Source organism: Roseibium sp. 10G30-5 (assembly GCF_055809635.1).
This window is the reverse complement of sequence record NZ_CM147918.1, coordinates 1,899,741-1,916,894: the sequence shown is the minus strand read 5'-3', so window position 1 is coordinate 1,916,894 and position 17,154 is coordinate 1,899,741. Positions and strand designations below refer to the sequence as shown.

At 56.6% G+C, this 17,154-nt stretch carries 17 protein-coding genes and 4 pseudogenes; 11 read left to right on the top strand and 10 right to left on the bottom strand.

From position 1 onward, the window contains the following. Positions 1 to 4: 4 nt before the first annotated feature. Together cobS and AC0L7U_RS09700 are read right to left on the bottom strand one after the other, a co-directional pair. Positions 5 to 991, bottom strand: a complete 987-nt coding sequence (gene cobS, locus AC0L7U_RS09705) for a cobaltochelatase subunit CobS (protein WP_473690262.1) — start codon at positions 989 to 991, stop codon at positions 5 to 7. 66 nt (positions 992 to 1,057) lie between these two features. Beyond that, the gene (locus AC0L7U_RS09700; RefSeq protein ID WP_473695745.1) at positions 1,058 to 1,648 is read right to left on the bottom strand and encodes a J domain-containing protein; all 591 of its coding nucleotides are present in this window, start codon (positions 1,646 to 1,648) and stop codon (positions 1,058 to 1,060) included. A 154-nt stretch (positions 1,649 to 1,802) separates the two neighbouring features. On the opposite strand from AC0L7U_RS09700, the gene AC0L7U_RS09695 reads away from it, so the two are divergent. After that, entirely contained in the window at positions 1,803 to 2,108 is a 306-nt protein-coding gene (locus tag AC0L7U_RS09695) for a BolA family protein (protein WP_473690260.1), read from the top strand. Between the two features lie 51 nt (positions 2,109 to 2,159). On the opposite strand, the gene AC0L7U_RS09690 is transcribed toward AC0L7U_RS09695, so the two are convergent. The 3 genes from AC0L7U_RS09690 to AC0L7U_RS09680 are packed head-to-tail and all read right to left on the bottom strand — an operon-like array spanning position 2,160 to position 5,322. Then, positions 2,160 to 3,497, bottom strand: a complete 1,338-nt coding sequence (locus tag AC0L7U_RS09690; RefSeq protein ID WP_473690258.1) for an HlyC/CorC family transporter — start codon at positions 3,495 to 3,497, stop codon at positions 2,160 to 2,162. A gap of 5 nt (positions 3,498 to 3,502) precedes the next feature. Further along, positions 3,503 to 4,651, bottom strand: coding sequence for a 3-dehydroquinate synthase (gene aroB, locus AC0L7U_RS09685; RefSeq protein WP_473690256.1), 1,149 nt, complete (start codon positions 4,649 to 4,651; stop codon positions 3,503 to 3,505). A gap of 29 nt (positions 4,652 to 4,680) precedes the next feature. Continuing rightward, on the bottom strand, positions 4,681 to 5,322 hold the full coding sequence (locus AC0L7U_RS09680; RefSeq protein ID WP_473690254.1) for a shikimate kinase: 642 nt from the start codon (positions 5,320 to 5,322) through the stop codon (positions 4,681 to 4,683). 175 nt (positions 5,323 to 5,497) lie between these two features. Here AC0L7U_RS09680 and AC0L7U_RS09675 point away from each other — a divergent pair, with 175 nt between their 5' ends. After that, positions 5,498 to 5,641 (top strand): hypothetical protein, encoded by a 144-nt coding sequence (locus AC0L7U_RS09675; protein WP_473690252.1) that lies wholly within the window; start codon positions 5,498 to 5,500, stop codon positions 5,639 to 5,641. Between the two features lie 43 nt (positions 5,642 to 5,684). After that, a pseudogene (gene xerA, locus AC0L7U_RS09670) lies at positions 5,685 to 6,592 on the top strand (site-specific tyrosine recombinase/integron integrase). Between the two features lie 28 nt (positions 6,593 to 6,620). Here xerA and AC0L7U_RS09665 read toward each other — a convergent pair. Together AC0L7U_RS09665 and AC0L7U_RS09660 are read right to left on the bottom strand one after the other, a co-directional pair. Beyond that, positions 6,621 to 6,998 (bottom strand): GH25 family lysozyme, encoded by a 378-nt coding sequence (locus AC0L7U_RS09665; protein ID WP_473690250.1) that lies wholly within the window; start codon positions 6,996 to 6,998, stop codon positions 6,621 to 6,623. Further along, complete coding sequence (locus AC0L7U_RS09660) at positions 6,937 to 7,410, bottom strand: GH25 family lysozyme (protein ID WP_473690249.1); 474 nt, start codon at positions 7,408 to 7,410, stop codon at positions 6,937 to 6,939. The genes AC0L7U_RS09665 and AC0L7U_RS09660 overlap by 62 nt, the downstream gene beginning before the upstream one ends. Before the next feature lie 222 nt (positions 7,411 to 7,632). Between AC0L7U_RS09660 and xth the strand changes: the two genes are divergently transcribed. Next, a complete protein-coding gene (xth, locus tag AC0L7U_RS09655) occupies positions 7,633 to 8,445 on the top strand; it encodes an exodeoxyribonuclease III (RefSeq protein WP_473690247.1) in 813 nt (270 codons plus the stop codon). A 98-nt stretch (positions 8,446 to 8,543) separates the two neighbouring features. Continuing rightward, positions 8,544 to 9,092, top strand: coding sequence for an RNA methyltransferase (locus tag AC0L7U_RS09650; protein WP_473690245.1), 549 nt, complete (start codon positions 8,544 to 8,546; stop codon positions 9,090 to 9,092). Between the two features lie 99 nt (positions 9,093 to 9,191). Here the strand turns inward: AC0L7U_RS09650 and AC0L7U_RS09645 are convergent, their stop codons facing one another. Continuing rightward, positions 9,192 to 9,758 carry a sigma-70 family RNA polymerase sigma factor gene (locus AC0L7U_RS09645; protein ID WP_473690243.1) on the bottom strand — a complete coding sequence of 189 codons (567 nt, stop codon included), beginning with the start codon at positions 9,756 to 9,758 and terminating at the stop codon, positions 9,192 to 9,194. 253 nt (positions 9,759 to 10,011) lie between these two features. Between AC0L7U_RS09645 and AC0L7U_RS09640 the strand changes: the two genes are divergently transcribed. Continuing rightward, the gene (locus tag AC0L7U_RS09640) at positions 10,012 to 10,521 is read left to right on the top strand and encodes an invasion associated locus B family protein (protein WP_473690241.1); all 510 of its coding nucleotides are present in this window, start codon (positions 10,012 to 10,014) and stop codon (positions 10,519 to 10,521) included. A 363-nt stretch (positions 10,522 to 10,884) separates the two neighbouring features. After that, positions 10,885 to 12,073: pseudogene (rlmN, locus tag AC0L7U_RS09635) on the top strand (dual-specificity RNA methyltransferase RlmN). Between the two features lie 128 nt (positions 12,074 to 12,201). On the opposite strand, the gene AC0L7U_RS09630 reads toward rlmN, so the two are convergent. Then, on the bottom strand, positions 12,202 to 13,767 hold the full coding sequence (locus AC0L7U_RS09630; RefSeq protein ID WP_473690239.1) for an OpgD/OpgG family glucan biosynthesis protein: 1,566 nt from the start codon (positions 13,765 to 13,767) through the stop codon (positions 12,202 to 12,204). A 325-nt stretch (positions 13,768 to 14,092) separates the two neighbouring features. Between AC0L7U_RS09630 and AC0L7U_RS09625 the strand changes: the two genes are divergently transcribed. The 4 genes and pseudogenes from AC0L7U_RS09625 to AC0L7U_RS09610 all read left to right on the top strand — a co-directional run bounded on the left by AC0L7U_RS09625 (position 14,093) and on the right by AC0L7U_RS09610 (position 16,478). Beyond that, positions 14,093 to 14,575, top strand: a complete 483-nt coding sequence (locus tag AC0L7U_RS09625) for a hypothetical protein (protein ID WP_473690237.1) — start codon at positions 14,093 to 14,095, stop codon at positions 14,573 to 14,575. 170 nt (positions 14,576 to 14,745) lie between these two features. Continuing rightward, positions 14,746 to 15,968, top strand: a pseudogene (locus AC0L7U_RS09620) (argininosuccinate synthase). 158 nt (positions 15,969 to 16,126) lie between these two features. After that, positions 16,127 to 16,189 (top strand): annotated as a pseudogene (locus tag AC0L7U_RS09615) (tryptophan-rich sensory protein); the annotation flags it as partial. 61 nt (positions 16,190 to 16,250) lie between these two features. Further along, on the top strand, positions 16,251 to 16,478 hold the full coding sequence (locus AC0L7U_RS09610; RefSeq protein WP_473695743.1) for a TspO/MBR family protein: 228 nt from the start codon (positions 16,251 to 16,253) through the stop codon (positions 16,476 to 16,478). 109 nt (positions 16,479 to 16,587) lie between these two features. Here AC0L7U_RS09610 and folK read toward each other — a convergent pair whose 3' ends face one another. Beyond that, a complete protein-coding gene (gene folK, locus AC0L7U_RS09605) occupies positions 16,588 to 17,079 on the bottom strand; it encodes a 2-amino-4-hydroxy-6-hydroxymethyldihydropteridine diphosphokinase (protein WP_473690235.1) in 492 nt (163 codons plus the stop codon). Positions 17,080 to 17,154: the final 75 nt, after the last annotated feature.

The window sequence follows — 17,154 nt, the reverse complement described above, 5'->3', positions numbered from 1 at the left end:
TACCTCAGCTCATCACGATGTTGACGGAGGATTCCGGCAATTCTTCGCCAAAGCAGCGCTGATAGAACTCGGCCACGAGAGCCTGTTCCGTATCGTCGCACTTGTTCAGGAAGGTGAGGCGGAACGCCATGCCAATATCGTTGAAGATTGACGCGTTTTCAGCCCAGGTGATAACGGTTCGCGGGCTCATGACGGTCGACAGATCGCCATTGATGAAAGCGTTTCGCGTCAGGTCGGCAAGGCGCACCATCTTGGAGACCTTTTCGCGCCCTTCTGCCGTCTGGAACTGCTTGGCCTTGGACTGCACAATTTCAACTTCGTTGTCATGCGGTAGATAGTTCAAGGTCGCGACGATGGACCAGCGGTCCATCTGTGCCTGGTTGATTTGCTGAGTGCCATGATACAGGCCTGATGTGTCGCCCAGACCAACCGTGTTGGCCGTGGCAAACAGGCGGAACGCGGGGTGCGGGTGCAGCACACGCGACTGATCAAGCAGCGTCAGACGGCCGGACGATTCCAGAATACGCTGGATGACGAACATCACATCCGGGCGACCGGCATCATATTCGTCGAACACCAGCGCGATGTTGTTCTGATAGGCCCAAGGCAGAATGCCATCGCGGAATTCGGTGATCTGGTGGCCGTCGCGCACGACAATGGCGTCCTTGCCGACCAGGTCGATACGCGAAATATGGCTGTCGAGGTTCACACGTACGCAAGGCCAGTTGAGGCGTGCTGCAACCTGCTCGATGTGTGTGGACTTCCCCGTGCCGTGATAGCCGGTGACCATGACGCGACGGTTGTGTGCAAAGCCAGCCAGAATGGCTAGCGTCGTCGGGCGGTCGAAAAGATAGTCTTCGTCGGCTTCCGGCACATGTTCCGAAGCAACTGAAAATGCCGGCACTTTCAGGTCAGATTCGAAACCGAATGTTTCTTGAACGGAAATTTCGATATCCGGCAAATTTGCAGCCGCGTGCGTCATATCAGTCATCAGTCCTCCGCTACCTCGGCCGTGCCGGGCGCAATGATCGGAAAAAGGCCCGCAAGAAACTGCGGGCTAACAGAAACCGGCTTTCTTCAGGACGTTGTATGCCTGAATGATTTCCCTGAGGCGGTCTTCGCTGGAGCGGTCGCCGCCATTGGCATCCGGGTGGTTGAGTTTAACAAGTTCTTTGTAGCGCGCCTTGATATCCTCGCCACGCGCTGATGGACCTAAATTGAGCACATCCAGAGAACGTTTTTCAAGTGCCAGAAGCTTCCTCTGACGTGGTCTTTGCGCAGTTTGTGAGCGTTGTTGGGCGCGGGCGCGCATATTCTCGCGCGGGTCCTGACCATCGGGTCCTGCCGCAGCCTGCTTGTTGACGCCCATTTTCCAGGTTGGACGGTGCCCGGTCAGGCTGTCCTTCTGGTAACTGCGCACGTCGTCGTCACCCATTCCGGTGAAATAGTTGTACGACTTGTTGTACTCGCGCACGTGGTCAACGCAGAAACGGTAATATTCACCCTCGTGATCACGCCCCTTTGGTGCACGATGAGAGCCTGGGCGATTGCAGCCGGGATGATCGCACGTCGGGTGCTTATCTTCTTGGGTGCGTTGCTTGCCAGACTTCACGCGGATGCTGTCGAAGAGTTTTGAATCCAGTTTCATAGGCTCAATTATGGTGCGGCGCTGCGGTTGGAACAAACGGTTGCTGGTCGCGCATTCTGGGTTACAAAACCGGGTTTGTCTGCCCAAATTTTTGTCTTTTCCCTCAACCATTGACAGGCTTGACGGAGAACGGCAACGCGGTCACAACCGAAGTATGACGATCAAAGATCACATTATTTCCAAGCTCACGGATGCGTTTGCTCCCGAAGCGCTTGATGTCATCGACGAATCCGACCGCCATCGCGGTCATGGTGGATGGCGCGAGGGGGGCGAGACGCACTTTCGTGTGCGTATCGTCAGCTCGGCCTTCGCAGGCGTGACCCGCGTTCAGCGCCACCGCAAGATCAATGAGGTCTTGCGGGACGAACTCGAAGGCGGTGTTCACGCACTGGCAATTGAAGTGCGCACTCCGGATGATCCGGATCCTCGCGCGGCGAGAGTGCACAACCCTGTCGATTGAATGCCTGCACGCCTTGGCAAAAACAAGGCACGCACGGCAGGGCAGTTTAATTTACATGCTGTCCACCGGAGCGGATTGCGCTGCAGCGGGCTGTACAGGGGCCGATGTAATCGGCGCCTGCAATTTTTGCAAGCCAAGCGGCATGATTCGCAAGCGTGTGACACGGTTTTTCTCACGTCTCAGCACCGTGAAACGGAAACCGTGGAAGGTGAAAATCTGCCGTTCTTCCGGGATCATGCGCGCTTCATGAATGACCAGTCCGGCGATTGTTGTGGCCTCATCATCGGGCAGTGACCAGTCCGTTGCGCGGTTGAGATCGCGGATCGGCACGGAGCCGTCAACGATGACGGACCCATCAGCCTGCGGTCGCACGCCTTCCAGCTCCACATCGTGCTCATCAGCGATTTCGCCGACGATTTCTTCCAGAATGTCTTCCAGCGTGACCAGCCCCATCACTTCTCCATATTCGTCCACAACGAGGGCGAAATGGAATTTGTGCTTGAGGAAGGCGTTGAGCTGATCTTGCAGGGTCGTTGTGTCGGGCACGAACCAGGGCGGTGCCGTGATCTGCGCAATGTCAATCTGGTCCGATTGTCCGCCGGAAGCATAAACCGCGCGCAACAGATCCTTGGCATGCAATACGCCGACAAAATTATCGCTTTCCCCGCGCCACAGCGGAATGCGGGTATAGGGCGATGACAGGGCCTTCTGCACCAACTCGCCAACATCATCATCGGCGTTCAACGCTTCCATGTTGGTGCGGTGAACCATGACGTCGGAGACTTCAAGATCAGCCAGATCCAGCAATCCGCCGATGCGGTCGCGTTCGGCCTTCACCAACCCGCCTTCCTGATGTTGCAGATCGACAGCGCCGCGCAATTCTTCATGCGGTGACAGCAGCGACGTGTTTTCATCCGGGCGAGCGCCGATCAGCCGCAAGACGAGGCGCACAATGGCTTCGACGGCCACGACAAAGGGGGTGAACGCAATGACAACGACTTTGAGGATCGGAGCCACGACCAGTCCAAAGCGTTCCGGGTCGGAAATTGCCCAGGTCTTTGGCAGAACTTCGGCAAAGATCAGCACGAGGAAGGTCATGACGATGGTGGCGATCACCACACCGGCATTGCCGAACAGCGACAGGAAAACGCTGGTCGCAAGCGACGAAGCCAGGATGTTGACCATGTTGTTGCCGAGCAACAACGCCCCGATCAGCCGTTCACGGGCTGACATCAGGTCGGCGGCCAGACGAGCGCGCTTGTCACCGTTCTTGGCCATCTGATGTATGCGGGCGCGGGAGGCGGCGGTCAGGGCCGTCTCGGAGCCTGAAAAGAAGGCTGACAGGAGCAGCAGGATCAAGATTGCGACAATGGCAAACCAAAGCGTCATGGGTCTCAGTGCTCCAGTTGCTCGACAAGGAAATTCAGAACCGTGGTCGGGTCAACGCCCTTTTCCACGAACGCCTGACCGATTCCACGCGTCAGGATAAAGGTCAACTGGCCGCGACTGACCTTTTTGTCCTGCGCGATGATGTCCAAAAGGGTCTGCGCGGGAGGCAGTTGGCCCGGAATATCTGACATTTTCGTCGGCAAGCCGATGTCTTGAAAATGCTTGAGGACACGGTCTACTTCGTCTGACCCGATCAGATCAAGTTGATGCGAGAACGCATGTGCCAAAATGCAGCCAATGGCGACACCTTCGCCATGCACCAGACGCTCGGTTTCGTAAGAAACGGCAGATTCCAGAGCGTGGCCGAAGGTATGGCCGAGGTTCAACAGCGCCCGACGACCGCTTTCAAACTCATCGGCGGCTACGACATCAGCCTTGGCCTGACAGGAGCGGGCGACGGCTTCATCGCGCTCCGCTCCGCCATCGAAAACGGCCTGCCAGTTGGCTTCCAGCCAGGTGAAGAACGGCTCGTCGCCCAGCAGTCCATATTTTGCCACTTCGGCATAGCCCGAGCGGAAGTCGCGGATTGGCAGTGTATCGAGCAAAGCTGTGTCGGCCAGCACCAGCGTCGGCTGATAGAACGCGCCGATCAGGTTCTTGCCATGACGTGCATTGATGCCGGTTTTGCCACCAACCGAACTGTCGACCTGCGCAAGCAAGGTTGTGGGGATCTGTACGAAGGCCATGCCACGACGCACGGAGGCAGCAACAAACCCGGCCAGATCACCAACAACGCCGCCGCCCAAGGCGATGATAGCGTCACCGCGCTCCAAACGGGCCTCAAGCACTTCATCGCACAAGCGTTCGAATTCCGCAAAGCGTTTGGATTTCTCGCCTGCCGGCACCGTCAGGGCCACGTGGTCGATGTTGGCCGCGTCGAGCGATCTTTGAAGTGTTTTCAGGTGCAATTGTGCGACTGTTTCGTCGGTGATGATGGCGACGCGAGCTCCGGGCAGCAGAGTTGTCAGGCGTTCGCCTGTGCTGTCAATGACATTACGCCCAATGACGATGTCGTAACTGCGGGCCCCCAGATCGACGCGGACCGTTTTCAAGCCAGCCTGCGCTCCGGCGTGTGTTGCAGTGTCAATACTCATGTCGGGACAAGGCCTTCGTTGACTTCTGTTCAGGACGTTTGACGATCTTCCACCGCGTGCTCTTTCAGCAGGAAGCCTTCCAGTGCGCGAAGAATGTCGTCGACCACAGCTTCATGCGGCACATCGCGGGAATCCACGGTCAGATCCGCGGTGCCATAAACGGGATACCGTTCCTTCATCAGGCGCCGCATGGTGCCCTCCGGATCGGGATTTTGCAGCAACGGCCGTGTCGAGCGCTTGCGGACCCGCGCCATGACAGTCTTGAAATCTGCATTGAGCCACACGGAGACCGCGTGTTGTGAAATCTCGACACGTGTCGGCTCGCTCATGAAAGCACCGCCGCCGGTTGCCAGAACGCGCCCGCCTTGTGCAAGAATACGTGCGATGACACGCTCTTCGCCACTGCGGAAATAGGGTTCGCCGTGGGTCTTGAAGATCTCCGCGATCGTCATGTTCGCGGCTTTTTCAATCTCTGTATCCGCGTCGACGAAAGGCTTGCCAATCCGTTGTGCCAGACGGCGCCCAACGGTGGACTTGCCACACCCCATGATGCCAACGAGCACAATAGAGCGCTTACCCAGGGCACCCCGCAGCCGCTCCAGTTTTTCGCCCTGCGGTGTCGGGCTGCGCGGCTCGTCGCCGCTTTTATTCGAAGTGCGTTGTTGTTTCATGAGTTCGGTTTTAGCACATTCGCAAAAAAAGGCACCGCCATTGAGGCCAAGAACTGTCAGGATATTTGCTCCTTGCACAAGCGCGTCAAGCTGCTTGCCTTGGCGAACGTGTCAGGGAACAATCGGCACGCGAATCCAGGGCCGATTGAGTGCCCCGAACCGGAGACTGTCTGACGTGCCGACACTGACACGCCTCATCCTTGTGCTCTTGCTGCTGGCCTGTGTCGGGTACGGTGTGTTCTATGCGCTTGCCAATCTGGTGCATCCACGCGAGCAGCAGATCACGATCAAGATACAGAAGGACGGCTTCGGCCGCTGAGACAGACGTGAGCGTTGATTACGCATGTGAAAGTTTTCTGGAAATGCAGGCTGCCGAGCGAGGTGCTGCGGAAAATACGCTGGCGAGCTATCGCCGCGACCTGGAGGATTTCTGTGGCTGGCTTGGCAGTTCTCCGCCTGTTTCCGCCACCAGCGACGACATTCGCAGTTATATGGGAGACCTGTCCGGGCGCGGCTATGCGGTGACATCGCAGGCGCGCAAGCTCTCGGTGCTGAAGCAATTCTACAAATTTCTTTATGCAGAAGGGCAGCGTGAAGATGATCCCACGCGGGTGGTCTCTGCGCCGAAAAAGCGCCAGTCCTTGCCGAAAGTTCTATCCGAGGCGGAGGTTGATCGCCTTATTCTGTCAGCGCAGGCAGATGCGACGCATGAGCATGACAGTGCGGCAGCGCGTCTTCGTGCCACGCGCCTCTATACGTTGATCGAAGTGCTCTATGCGTCCGGCTTGCGGGTGTCGGAACTTGTGTCTTTGCCGGTTGTTGCCGCAAAACGCGATGAACGCCTGATTGCCATTCGCGGCAAGGGGGACAAGGAACGTCTGGTGCCCCTGTCGAAAGCAGCTCAGAACGCCATGCGTCGCTACGTCGGCTTGCGGGCGGAGGAGGGCGCTTTTGCAAGCAGCCCTGGCTGTTTCCTTCACACGGCGACAGTGGCCATTTTACCCGTCAGGCGTTCGGGCGCGATCTGAAGGCTCTGGCCGCACGGGTCGGTATTGATCGGGAGAAAGTGTCACCGCATGTTCTGCGACATGCGTTCGCCTCGCATCTCTTGCAAAACGGGGCTGATTTGCGAGTGGTGCAGCAATTGCTGGGTCATTCGGATATTTCGACGACACAGATTTATACGCATGTTCTGGACGAGCGCCTGCGTGAACTCGTGGAAAACGCTCATCCGCTGGCAAGTCGTCAGACCTCCCGCAACGAGGTCTGACGTTCTTTTATATCAACGCCTTGATCGATCAGCGATCCTGAACCGGTTTGCCGCTGAGCCAGTCACTGAACTGGCTTGACGTGCCGAAGAAAGCATTGCGGTCAACAAAGCCGTTGATGCCGGGCACTTTGCCCTCTGCGGTGTACTGCCACAGCACCCAGTTGTTGCGGTCTTTATAGACGTTGTTGGGATAGTCTGCGACGGATCGCAACCAGAACTGTTCGTTGCGCATGACGCCGCGCAACCGGTCGCGGTGAAAATCGACCGATGAATAGATGACCGGGCGCTTGCCGTAATAGGCCTGCATTTCGTCCAGGAAATATTGGATGTCGCGCAGCACCTTTTCACGCGACGGGCGGATGCGGCACGTCTTGGAGTGAGCGTTCCATTCCATATCCAGTACCATGGGCAGTGCGGTTGGATCCTTCGGCACATTGCGCATGACCCAGGCTGACCTGCTCTTCAACCGGGCGGCAGAAATAGTAGAAGTGGTAGGCCCCGCGCAGCACGCCGGCAGCCTTCGCCGCATACCAGTTGTCGATGAAGCGCTCGTCGGCGTGGTCTCCCCCTTCCGTTGCCTTGATATAGGCAAAGGAAATGCCTGCCTTGCGGACACGGTTCCAGTCAATGTCTCCCTGATATTTGGAGATATCGATGCCCTGGATGGGGAAGTCCTGTCCTTGAGGGCTATCGAAGGAATAGATCGCGCAGGACGACAGCATCAGAAAGCCTGCTATGGAACATATATGGCGCAACAGATCGATCACGGTGGATCCCATTTGGTAAACAAGAAGCAAATACTGGCTGCCAAAATGCATATGTTTTCCTAACGGATTATGGAGATTTGCCGCGCACCCATGTGCACAAGTGTGGAGTTTGGAGGAAAAAGCATCACTTTTGCGTCACGCTGGCGATTGATTTCCGGTCAAAGGGCACTGGACCTCGGCCCGAAGAACGGGGTATGCAACACCCAGTCTCCCTTCAAGGAACGGCAGATCCTGCTGCGGGATCCCTCGCACGTATATTTATAAAGAGGCCTCATGTCCGATCGTCTGACCATTGCCACCTGCAACATCAATTCTGTGCGGCTGCGCATGCCGATCGTCGAGCGATTTCTTGAAGAGTTTCAGCCTGATGTCCTGTGTTTGCAGGAAACCAAATGTCCGGATGCAAATTTTCCTGTCGGGGCGTTTCGCAAAGCCGGGTATGAGCATGTCGAATTCAATGGTCAGAAGGGATACCATGGGGTTGCAACTGTTGCACGTCGCCCGCTGACCAATATCGAAAAGCGCGAATTTTGCGAGATGGGCGACAGCCGTCATATCGCAACGGATGTGCCTTTTGGTGATGGCGCCCTGAGGTTGCATAATTTTTATGTGCCGGCCGGTGGCGACGAGCCGGATACGGCCATCAACCCGAAGTTTGATCACAAACTCAAGTTTTTCAATGAAATGAAAGACTGGCTGCATGGTGCAGAGACCGACAAGGCGGCCGTGCTGGTGGGGGATCTCAATGTCGCCCCTTATGAACATGATGTCTGGTCGCACAAGAAGCTGCTCAAGGTGGTGTCGCACACGCCGGTCGAGGTTGAGCTGTTCGAAGCCGTGCGGGAGACGGGTAAGTGGATCGATGCCATGCGTCGCTTCACCGATATGGATGAAAAGCTTTATTCCTGGTGGAGCTACCGGGCCAAGGATTGGTCGGCTGCCGACAAGGGACGCCGCCTTGATCATGTGTGGGTGTCGCAGACACTCACCGATGCTATCCGCTCGACCCGCGTGTTGCGCGACGCGCGGGGCTGGGAAAAGCCGTCTGACCATGCGCCCGTCATTGCTGAGTTCGTGATCGACTAGAGGGGATCTCCTGACACGTCTGGCATGCACAGTCTTGCCGCTCTCTCGTGGCGCGGATACATCTTCGACACGAGAAAAGCGGCTTGAGGGTTGGGAACATGCGCGGCTATTTTGCAGTTGGGGCCGAAGGGCTCTCGAAGCAGCTCAATTTGGGTAATCTAATGCGCTCGGCACATGCCTTTGGCGCGAATTTCTTTTTTACGGTCGATGCCGATACGCGCTTGCGCAAGGCTCCCAGAACGGACACCTCCAAATCGCCGGGGCATTTGCCGCTGTTTTCGTGGCCGTCTGTGGATACTATGGATCTGCCGCGCGGATGCCAGCTGGTCGGTGTCGAGCTGACCGACGACGCTATTGATCTGCCAAGTTTCGGACATCCGCTTCAGGCCGCTTATGTTCTGGGCCCGGAACGCGGTTCGTTGTCGCCGCAGATGTTGGCGCGCTGCGATCACGTCATCAAGATTCCGACAAGCTTCTGCATCAATGTGGCCATGGCAGGCGCAATTGTCATGTATGACCGGCATAGGGTGCTGGGCCGATACCGGGAGCGCTCCTTGACGGCGGGAGGACCCAGTGTGGAAAAACCACGTCACGTCAGCGGTGGGCCTGTCCTGCGTAGCGGGCGAATTGTGCCGGGTACCACCTGAAATACAGAGTGGAATATGCGTTTGGTGGTACTTTTTGAACGCGAGGATCGAGAGAGTGCGGCGACGAAAATCAGGTTTCCAGGAGTGTCTCGGTGGTTTTCAACTGGCATCCACAGCATTGTCTGCTTCAAGTTTTCGACGCAAATGACCGAAGGCAAGTCGAATGCGGGACTTCACAGTGCCGAGCGGCAAGTCGGTTCGAGCCGCGATTTCACTATGTGACAGACCCTGAAAATAAGCCATGCGGATGATGCCGATCTGCTCCTCTGGCAAAGTTGCCATGGCAGCGCGCACACGTTCCTCGCGCAGCCGTGCATCCATTTCAACCTGAATGTCGGGCAGAGGGACAGGGCGCAGCAAGGGTTCGTCAGCATCGAGTTCGGCGGTTTTCAGACGGCGTGCATGATCGATGCGTCTGTTTCGCGCGATCCGGTAAAGCCATGTTCCCGCAGAGGCTTTTTGAGGGTCGAACTGGTTGGCCTTACGCCACAAGGTCACCATGACCTCCTGTGCGATCTCCTCTGCCAAGCCTTCATCACAGCCCTGCTGAAGCAGGTAGCCTTTGAGGCGGGGCGCATAATGATCGAACAGCTTTGTGAAGGCTGCCTTGTCGCGCGTGTCGGCCACCTGAAGGATCAGGTCCGAATATTCTTGCGCTTGCCCCACGTGTTCACCTGTCTGGTTTCGCTGATCCATGTCTTAACATTTTGTCAGAAAATCGAAAGCCTCTACGTCACACTGTCGCCTGATTTATCCGGCCAGCGTGGGGGAAATGGATCGGCGCAACAGGGACGGTAAAAACCCTGATGGCCTAAACCCTTTCGTAACTCGCTTTAAGCTATCCTTAAAGGACGATTTACAAGCCTTCTGGCTTTTGACAGGAATGTGTAACACATTCGTAAGCACAAACGGTGTGGAGATGATGCAAGCAAAAACGCTGGTAATGGCCTTTGTCGGGCTAGTTTTTTCGACTGCAGCGGCATTCGCACAGACCCCGACCTTGCTGAAACAGCATTCGGACTGGGCCGCCTATTCGCATACAGGCAGCAATGGCAAGGTATGTTATGCCTTGACCAAGCCGACGCAGATGTTGCCGACGGACCGCGATCACGGTGACGTCTTCTTCTTCGTTTCGGTTCGCCCGAGCGAAGGTGTGAAGGCAGAGCCCAGCCTGCTCGTTGGATATCCGCTCAAGGATGGGTCGCAGGTTACGGTGGATGTTGACGGCAAGAAGTTCAACATGTTCACCAAGAACGACGGGGCTCAGGTCGAGAACGCTGCGCAAGAAGCTCAGCTTGTCGCCGCTATGCGCGCCGGCCATGAAATGGGCGTCAGTGCGGTGTCCAGTCGGGGCACCAATACGTCCTACAAATTCTCGCTGTCCGGTGTGACGGCGTCCATCGAGACGGCTCAGTCTGCCTGTAAGTAAGACTTTTGTCCCGATGGTGGTTCAAAAAGGGGATCGGTTCTGACCGGTCCCCTTTTTCTATTTCAGGTCGTACGTGTACTGCCGCCGTTGCCCGGCATTGCGGGGAATGCTTGATTTCTGGCTGAAAATATGGTTTTGACTGCAGCCAAACTTGCGCTTGTGATCAGTGCCCAAGTCCGGCGCTCCGAAAAGCGGAGCGGGTTACCCCTGTCGTGGAATGACCTGCAACGGACGTGGCACCTGTTGAGACCGCCGAAATTCGGTCGGGTTTCCGTCATGGGCATGATTTACGTTTCAGCATGAACGGACCAAGACATGGCGATTACGCTCGACATCGCGCGCGAAAATTCAAATGCGCAAACGATCCCGTCTTCTGTCGCGGCAAACACGCAGATTGACCCGGACAAGCCGTCTTTGATCGGCCTCAACCGTGAAGAGCTGGCTGCGGCCATGGCCGAGGTGGGGGTGCCGGAGAAACAGCGCCGGATGCGGGCCTCGCAGTTGTGGCACTGGCTCTACGTGCGCGGCGTGTCCGATTTTTCGCGGATGACCAATGTGGCCAAGGAACTGCGCATCAAGCTGGATGAGGTCTTCACCATCGCCCGGCCGGAAATTGTCGACGAGCAGATTTCGGTCGATGGCACACGCAAGTGGCTGTTCCGGTTTCCGCCACGCGGCGCAGGGCGCCCAGTCGAGGTGGAGACGGTTTATATTCCTGAAGAGGGGCGCGGTACTCTTTGTGTGTCGTCGCAGGTAGGGTGCACATTGACCTGCACATTCTGTCACACCGGTACACAGAAGTTGGTACGCAATCTGACGGCGGAAGAAGTCCTGTCACAGGTGATGATGGCGCGTGATCGGCTGGGGGATTTTCCAGACATTGACACGCCGCAGGGAGCCATCGTGCCGTCTGAGGGGCGCCTGGTGACCAATATCGTCATGATGGGCATGGGCGAGCCACTGTATAATTTCGAGAACGTCAAGAAAGCACTTCTGATTGCCTCGGATGGCGATGGCCTGTCGCTGTCCAAGCGCCGCATCACCCTGTCGACCTCGGGTGTCGTGCCGGAGATCTACCGCACCGGGGATGAGATCGGCTGTATGTTGGCAATTTCGCTGCACGCGGTGCGCGATGACTTGCGCAATGAGCTGGTCCCGATCAACAAGAAATGGAACCTGAAGGAGCTTCTGGACGCATGCCGGGCTTATCCGGGTTTGTCGAATGCCAAGCGTATCACCTTCGAATATGTGATGCTGAAAGGCGTCAATGACAGTGATGCGGATGCTCGTGAACTGGTGCGCCTGCTCAGAGGCATTCCGGCAAAGATCAATTTGATTCCATTCAACCCGTGGCCGGGGTCCGAGCATGAGTGTTCGGATTGGGAGCGGATTGAAGAATTTGCAGACATTGTCAATCGGGCGGGCTATGCGTCGCCGATCCGGACACCGCGTGGGCGCGATATTTTTGCTCGCCTGCGGCCAGCTCAAGTCGGCCTCGGAGCGTATGCGCAAGAAGGATCGTGATGCGCTCGCAGCCGGTGCACAAGGGTAAGTCTGCACCAGCGAAAAACGCACACACACATGCAAAAAGGCCGGCCTGTTCAGCAGACCGGCCTTTTTGCATGTGTGTGTGCGTTGTGTGTAGCGAGGGGCTTGAGGCCGCCCGTTCGCCCCGCAATGTCAGCGCTGGCGGGTCGCAACGAGGCTTTGCGTCAACTGACCAAGCCATGTTTCGCTGATAGTGTCATCACCGTGTTTCAGATAGACACGACCTTCAACCGGGTCGGTATCGTTTACTTTGGCATCAAACACGACACGCCAGATCTGGGTTCCGACGACCTTGTAGACATGGGCGTTGATCGGTTCGCCCTTGGACAGGGTGATTTCCGGATCCGGTTTGTCCTTGTCGGTCAGGCCATCCAGCGCCTTCCCCTGAAAGTCGATAACAACCTTGATCTGTCCCTTGGGGCGGGGCACCTGTCCCGGTTGACCACCCTGACCAATGCGCGTCGCGATGACATTGGCGCCGTCTCCCTGGTCCGGAACCTGATCCTGCCAATGCATGCGATAGCTGAAGTCTTCTTCCTGTCCCGGCTTGGGTGCTGTTGCCGGTTTGAAGTAGGCGACGATATTGTCATAAATCTCGTCGTCTGTGGGCAGCTCGACCAATTGCACGCTGCCCTCGCCAAAGGGTTTCAGCGGCTCGATCCAGACAGAGGGACGCTTGTTGTAGAATACGCCATCATCTTGATAATGATCGAAATTGCGGTCTCGCTGCGCCAGCCCGAACCCCTTGACGTTATTTGCCTCGAAGGTCGACGTGCGGATAATGGTCGGGTTGTTTAGCGGGCGCCAGATGTGTTCGCCGTTGGCGGTGACCATCGCCAGTCCGTCGGTGTCATGGATTTCAGGGCGCCAATCCAGACCCGTCGAGCGGTTTGTTTCAGAGTACCAGTACATGCTGGTCAATGGAGCGATGCCGACACGCTCGACCGATTTGCGGAAGAACAGGTGGCTTGTGACGTCCATCACCTGCCCTTTGCCTTCGGTGTTGGTGATATCAAACTTGTAAGCGCCGGCCACGCTGGGAGAGTCCAGCAAGGCGTAGATTACGACGGTGTCGCTGTCACCCTTGTCCGGTGCTTCAAACCAGAACTTGGTGAAATTTGGAAATTCCTCGCCGGTCGACAGGCCTGTGTCGAGTGCGAGACCGCGTGCCGACTGTCCGTATTGGTGAGACTGGCCGTCGGTGCGAAAATAAGACGCGCCAAGGAATGAAATCCAGTCACTCTTCATATCAGGGCGCATGATACGGAAACCGGCGAAGCCTGCGTCATCGGGCAAATCACGCCCCGGACTGTCTGCAGGCATCTTGAAGTAGTTGCGATGGTAGAGCAGTTCGCGTGCCTTGCCGTCGGCGACCTTGTAGACCTTGATGGGATGCTGGAAATAGCGGCCAAGATAGAAAAATTGCAGTGGCACTTTGCCACCGATCTTGACGGTCTTGTCTTTGCGGAAGGCGATTTTCCAATGCGCATCGTAGTCGATGCTTTGCAAGATCTTGGGATCCTTGACCACGGGCGCCTGATAAGGAGCATTGCCGAGGGCCTTGGCCTTTTCGGTTAAAACCTGAAAGTCGAATTTTGCGGGAGGGCCGTATTCGGCGCTGGCGTTATCGGCCGCAAAGGCTCTTGAAAGGCTTGTCAGCATCATCATGCTGAAAATCACGAGAACAATACGCTTCATGGAACCCCGACTTTCATATGTCTCGCCATCTGGCGGGCGGAATTTTATATTCTGTGGCTCTTTTGCCCTGCCTGATATGCGGGTATGGGCCGAGCCGCTCTCTATCTGATGCAAGTTCTTGGCAGAAACAGGACACAGAGCCGTTCACGAGGAGATTTTTTAGCGCAGACTTCCACGGACCTGATAAGAATGAAGCCTCGCATCAGACGTATGTTTTGAAGCCTGATCTGGTTGCGATGCAACAACAGAATCAACCTTCGCGATCCTATGTGGACACGCATTGGTGAATTTGCACCGTGTCAGCGAGATGAAAATGGGAGGGGGAATGGGTAGAATGACTGCGCGGGAAACCAGGGTGTTTCCGTCTTTGAGCATGACGACGCTAGTCACACTTTTGCTGGCTGGCGTTGCTGCCGATGCAACTTGGGAAGTCTGGGCACGTCTTCTCACCCCGCTTTGGGTCGGCGGTCCGCTGGAGCCTGCGGCTTTGGTCCAATCCGTGTTCGGATTTAACGACAGGCTACTGGCTGAAGTGATCCATGGTGTTGTCGGTGTTGTTTTCTACCCGATCGGCTATCTCTTCATCGCCCGTCCGCTTGCGCGTCTGGTCTTGCCGTTTCTGCCCTGGTGGATCGTCGGGCTCGGGTTTGGTGTTGGGCTGTGGATCTTTGCGCTTTACGTCATGGCACATATTTTTGCCGGTCTTCCAGCCTTTCTGGGCTTCGGGCAATTGGCCTGGGCCTCGCTTGTCGGGCACTTGCTGTTTGGCGAGGTTGTCGCGCTCGTGGTGCGCTTGCGGCGTAGCTGATGGCTTGAAAGCCAGTCAGAGCATTGGAATGCCAGTGTCTGCCTGCCTTTTCGGCAGCATTCACGTTGACTGCACTTGCGTGGCGCAGACAACCCGCTAAATTGCGCCCGAACATTTTTATCTGGCCCCGAGTGCGCGGGCCTGTCTAACTCGAACGGATATGCATCTACATGGCGCATGGTGACATTAAGAAGGTCGTGCTCGGCTACTCTGGTGGTCTTGATACATCGATCATTTTGAAGTGGCTTCAAAGCGAATTTGGCGCAGAGGTTGTAACCTTCACCGCTGACCTTGGTCAGGGCGAAGAGCTGGAGCCTGCCCGCAAGAAAGCCGAGATGCTCGGCATCAAGGAAATCTACATTGAGGATCTGCGCGAAGAGTTCGTTCGCGACTTCGTGTTCCCGATGTTCCGTGCCAATGCGGTTTATGAAGGCGTCTATCTGCTGGGCACGTCCATTGCCCGCCCGCTGATCTCCAAGCGCCTGATCGAGATTGCCCGTGAAACAGGTGCCGATGCGATCGCCCATGGCGCGACCGGTAAGGGCAACGATCAGGTCCGTTTCGAAATGTCGGCCTATGCGCTGAACCCGGACATCAAGATCGTTGCGCCGTGGCGCGACTGGTCGTTCAAATCGCGCACTGATCTGATGGAATTCGCCGAAAAAAACCAGATTCCGGTTGCCAAGGATAAGCAGGGCGAAGCGCCGTTCTCTGTCGATGCCAACCTGCTGCACTCCTCGTCAGAGGGCAAGGTTCTGGAAGATCCTGCGATTGAGCCGCCGGAATATGTGCACATGCGCACGATCTCTCCCGAAGCTGCGCCGGATACGCCAACGATCATCAAGGTTGGGTTTGAGCGTGGCGACGCGGTCTCCATCAATGGCGAACGCCTGTCTCCTGCAACCATTCTTGCCCATCTGAACGATTATGGTCGTGACAACGGCATTGGCCGTCTGGATCTGGTCGAAAACCGTTTTGTTGGCATGAAAAGCCGTGGTGTTTATGAAACGCCAGCAGCGGCACCATTCTGCTGGCAGCGCACCGGGCAATCGAATCCATCACGCTGGACCGCGGAGCGGCCCATCTGAAGGATGAGATCATGCCACGGTATGCAGAGTTGATCTACAATGGCTTCTGGTTCTCACCCGAACGCGACATGCTTCAGGCCTTGATTGACAAGAGCCAGGAGCACGTCGACGGTGAAGTCACGCTGAAGCTCTACAAGGGCAACGTCATTGTTACGGGTCGTGAGAGCGACAAGTCGCTGTATTCCGAAGAGCTGGTGACCTTTGAAGACGATCACGGCGCTTATGATCAGAAGGATGCAGCCGGCTTTATCAAGCTGAACTCGCTGCGCCTGCGGACATTGGCCAAGCGCAACCAGCGCGGCTGAGGTGAGCCGGGCTGAACACAGCCCTGCGTAATGAAGTGGTCAAGGGCTCCGGCTGGTTCAGTTGGGGCCCTTTGCCGTTACGACTCTGAATTCTTTCCTTGTGGAACTCCGGATATTTCTCATGCAACGCCCGTCCTTAGTCACATCTTCTCGTCTTTTTGATCATCAGTGTTGGTGGTGGTTTGTTGATCGGAACCACCAATTTGCCCGGTGCCTGGTATGCGGCGCTGGCCAAACCGCCGTTGACGCCGCCGGACTGGTTATTCGGGCCTCGCCTGGACGCTGCTCTATATTCTGATTGGTATCGCAGGCGCGCGCGCTTTCGCACAACGTGGTCAGAACCGTTTGTTGCCGGTCTGGAGTGTGCAGATGCTGTTGAATTTTGCCTGGAGCCCAACGGTCTTCACGCTGCACAGCCTGACGCTGGGTCTGGTTACGATTTCAGCGATGGTGATTTGCATTGCCAGTTTTATCGGCGTTGCCGTGCGGCAGGACAGGACTTCGGCCTGATTGTTTGTGCCATATCTGCTTTGGGTTTGCTTTGCGACCTACTTGAACGCCGGATTGCTGGCTCTGAACTGAAACAGCCCGCCGTAGTGTTTGCGAGCTGGAGCGCTAATCAGGGGATCAGTCGGATGTTATCCTGATCGGGGCAGATTTTCAGCGCCTGCGTCGCAGTTCGACCTGAGCTCACTGGTGCATCTGCCCAGATCTCTGCTAAGGGAATCAGCACGAACGCGCGGTCTGCAATGCGCGGATGCGGCACTTGCAGGTCGGCCGTGTTAATCGTCTCACCGCCGTAGATCAGCACATCTATATCAATGGTGCGCGGGCCCCAGCGGACCAGTCTTTCGCGACCCAGTGATTTTTCGATTTCGAGACAACGTTCCAGCAAAGCGTGCGGCGCAAGGGTCGTATCCAGCGTGACGCACAGATTGATATAGTCATCCTGTGGCACAGGGCCCCAGGGAGGTGTGCGGTAATTGGAAGATCGTGCCACCAACTGAATGCCGTTGGTTGCGTCCAGCGCGGCAAGAGCCGCGTCTAGATAGTGGCGTTTGTCGCCAAGATTGGATCCCAGTCCAAGGGCTGCACGCACCGCAAGGCTCATTCTGCACGTTCTTTCTGCATGGCGTTGAAAATCCCATGGCGGCGTCTGCATGTGCCTTTACGTCGTGTACCCGAA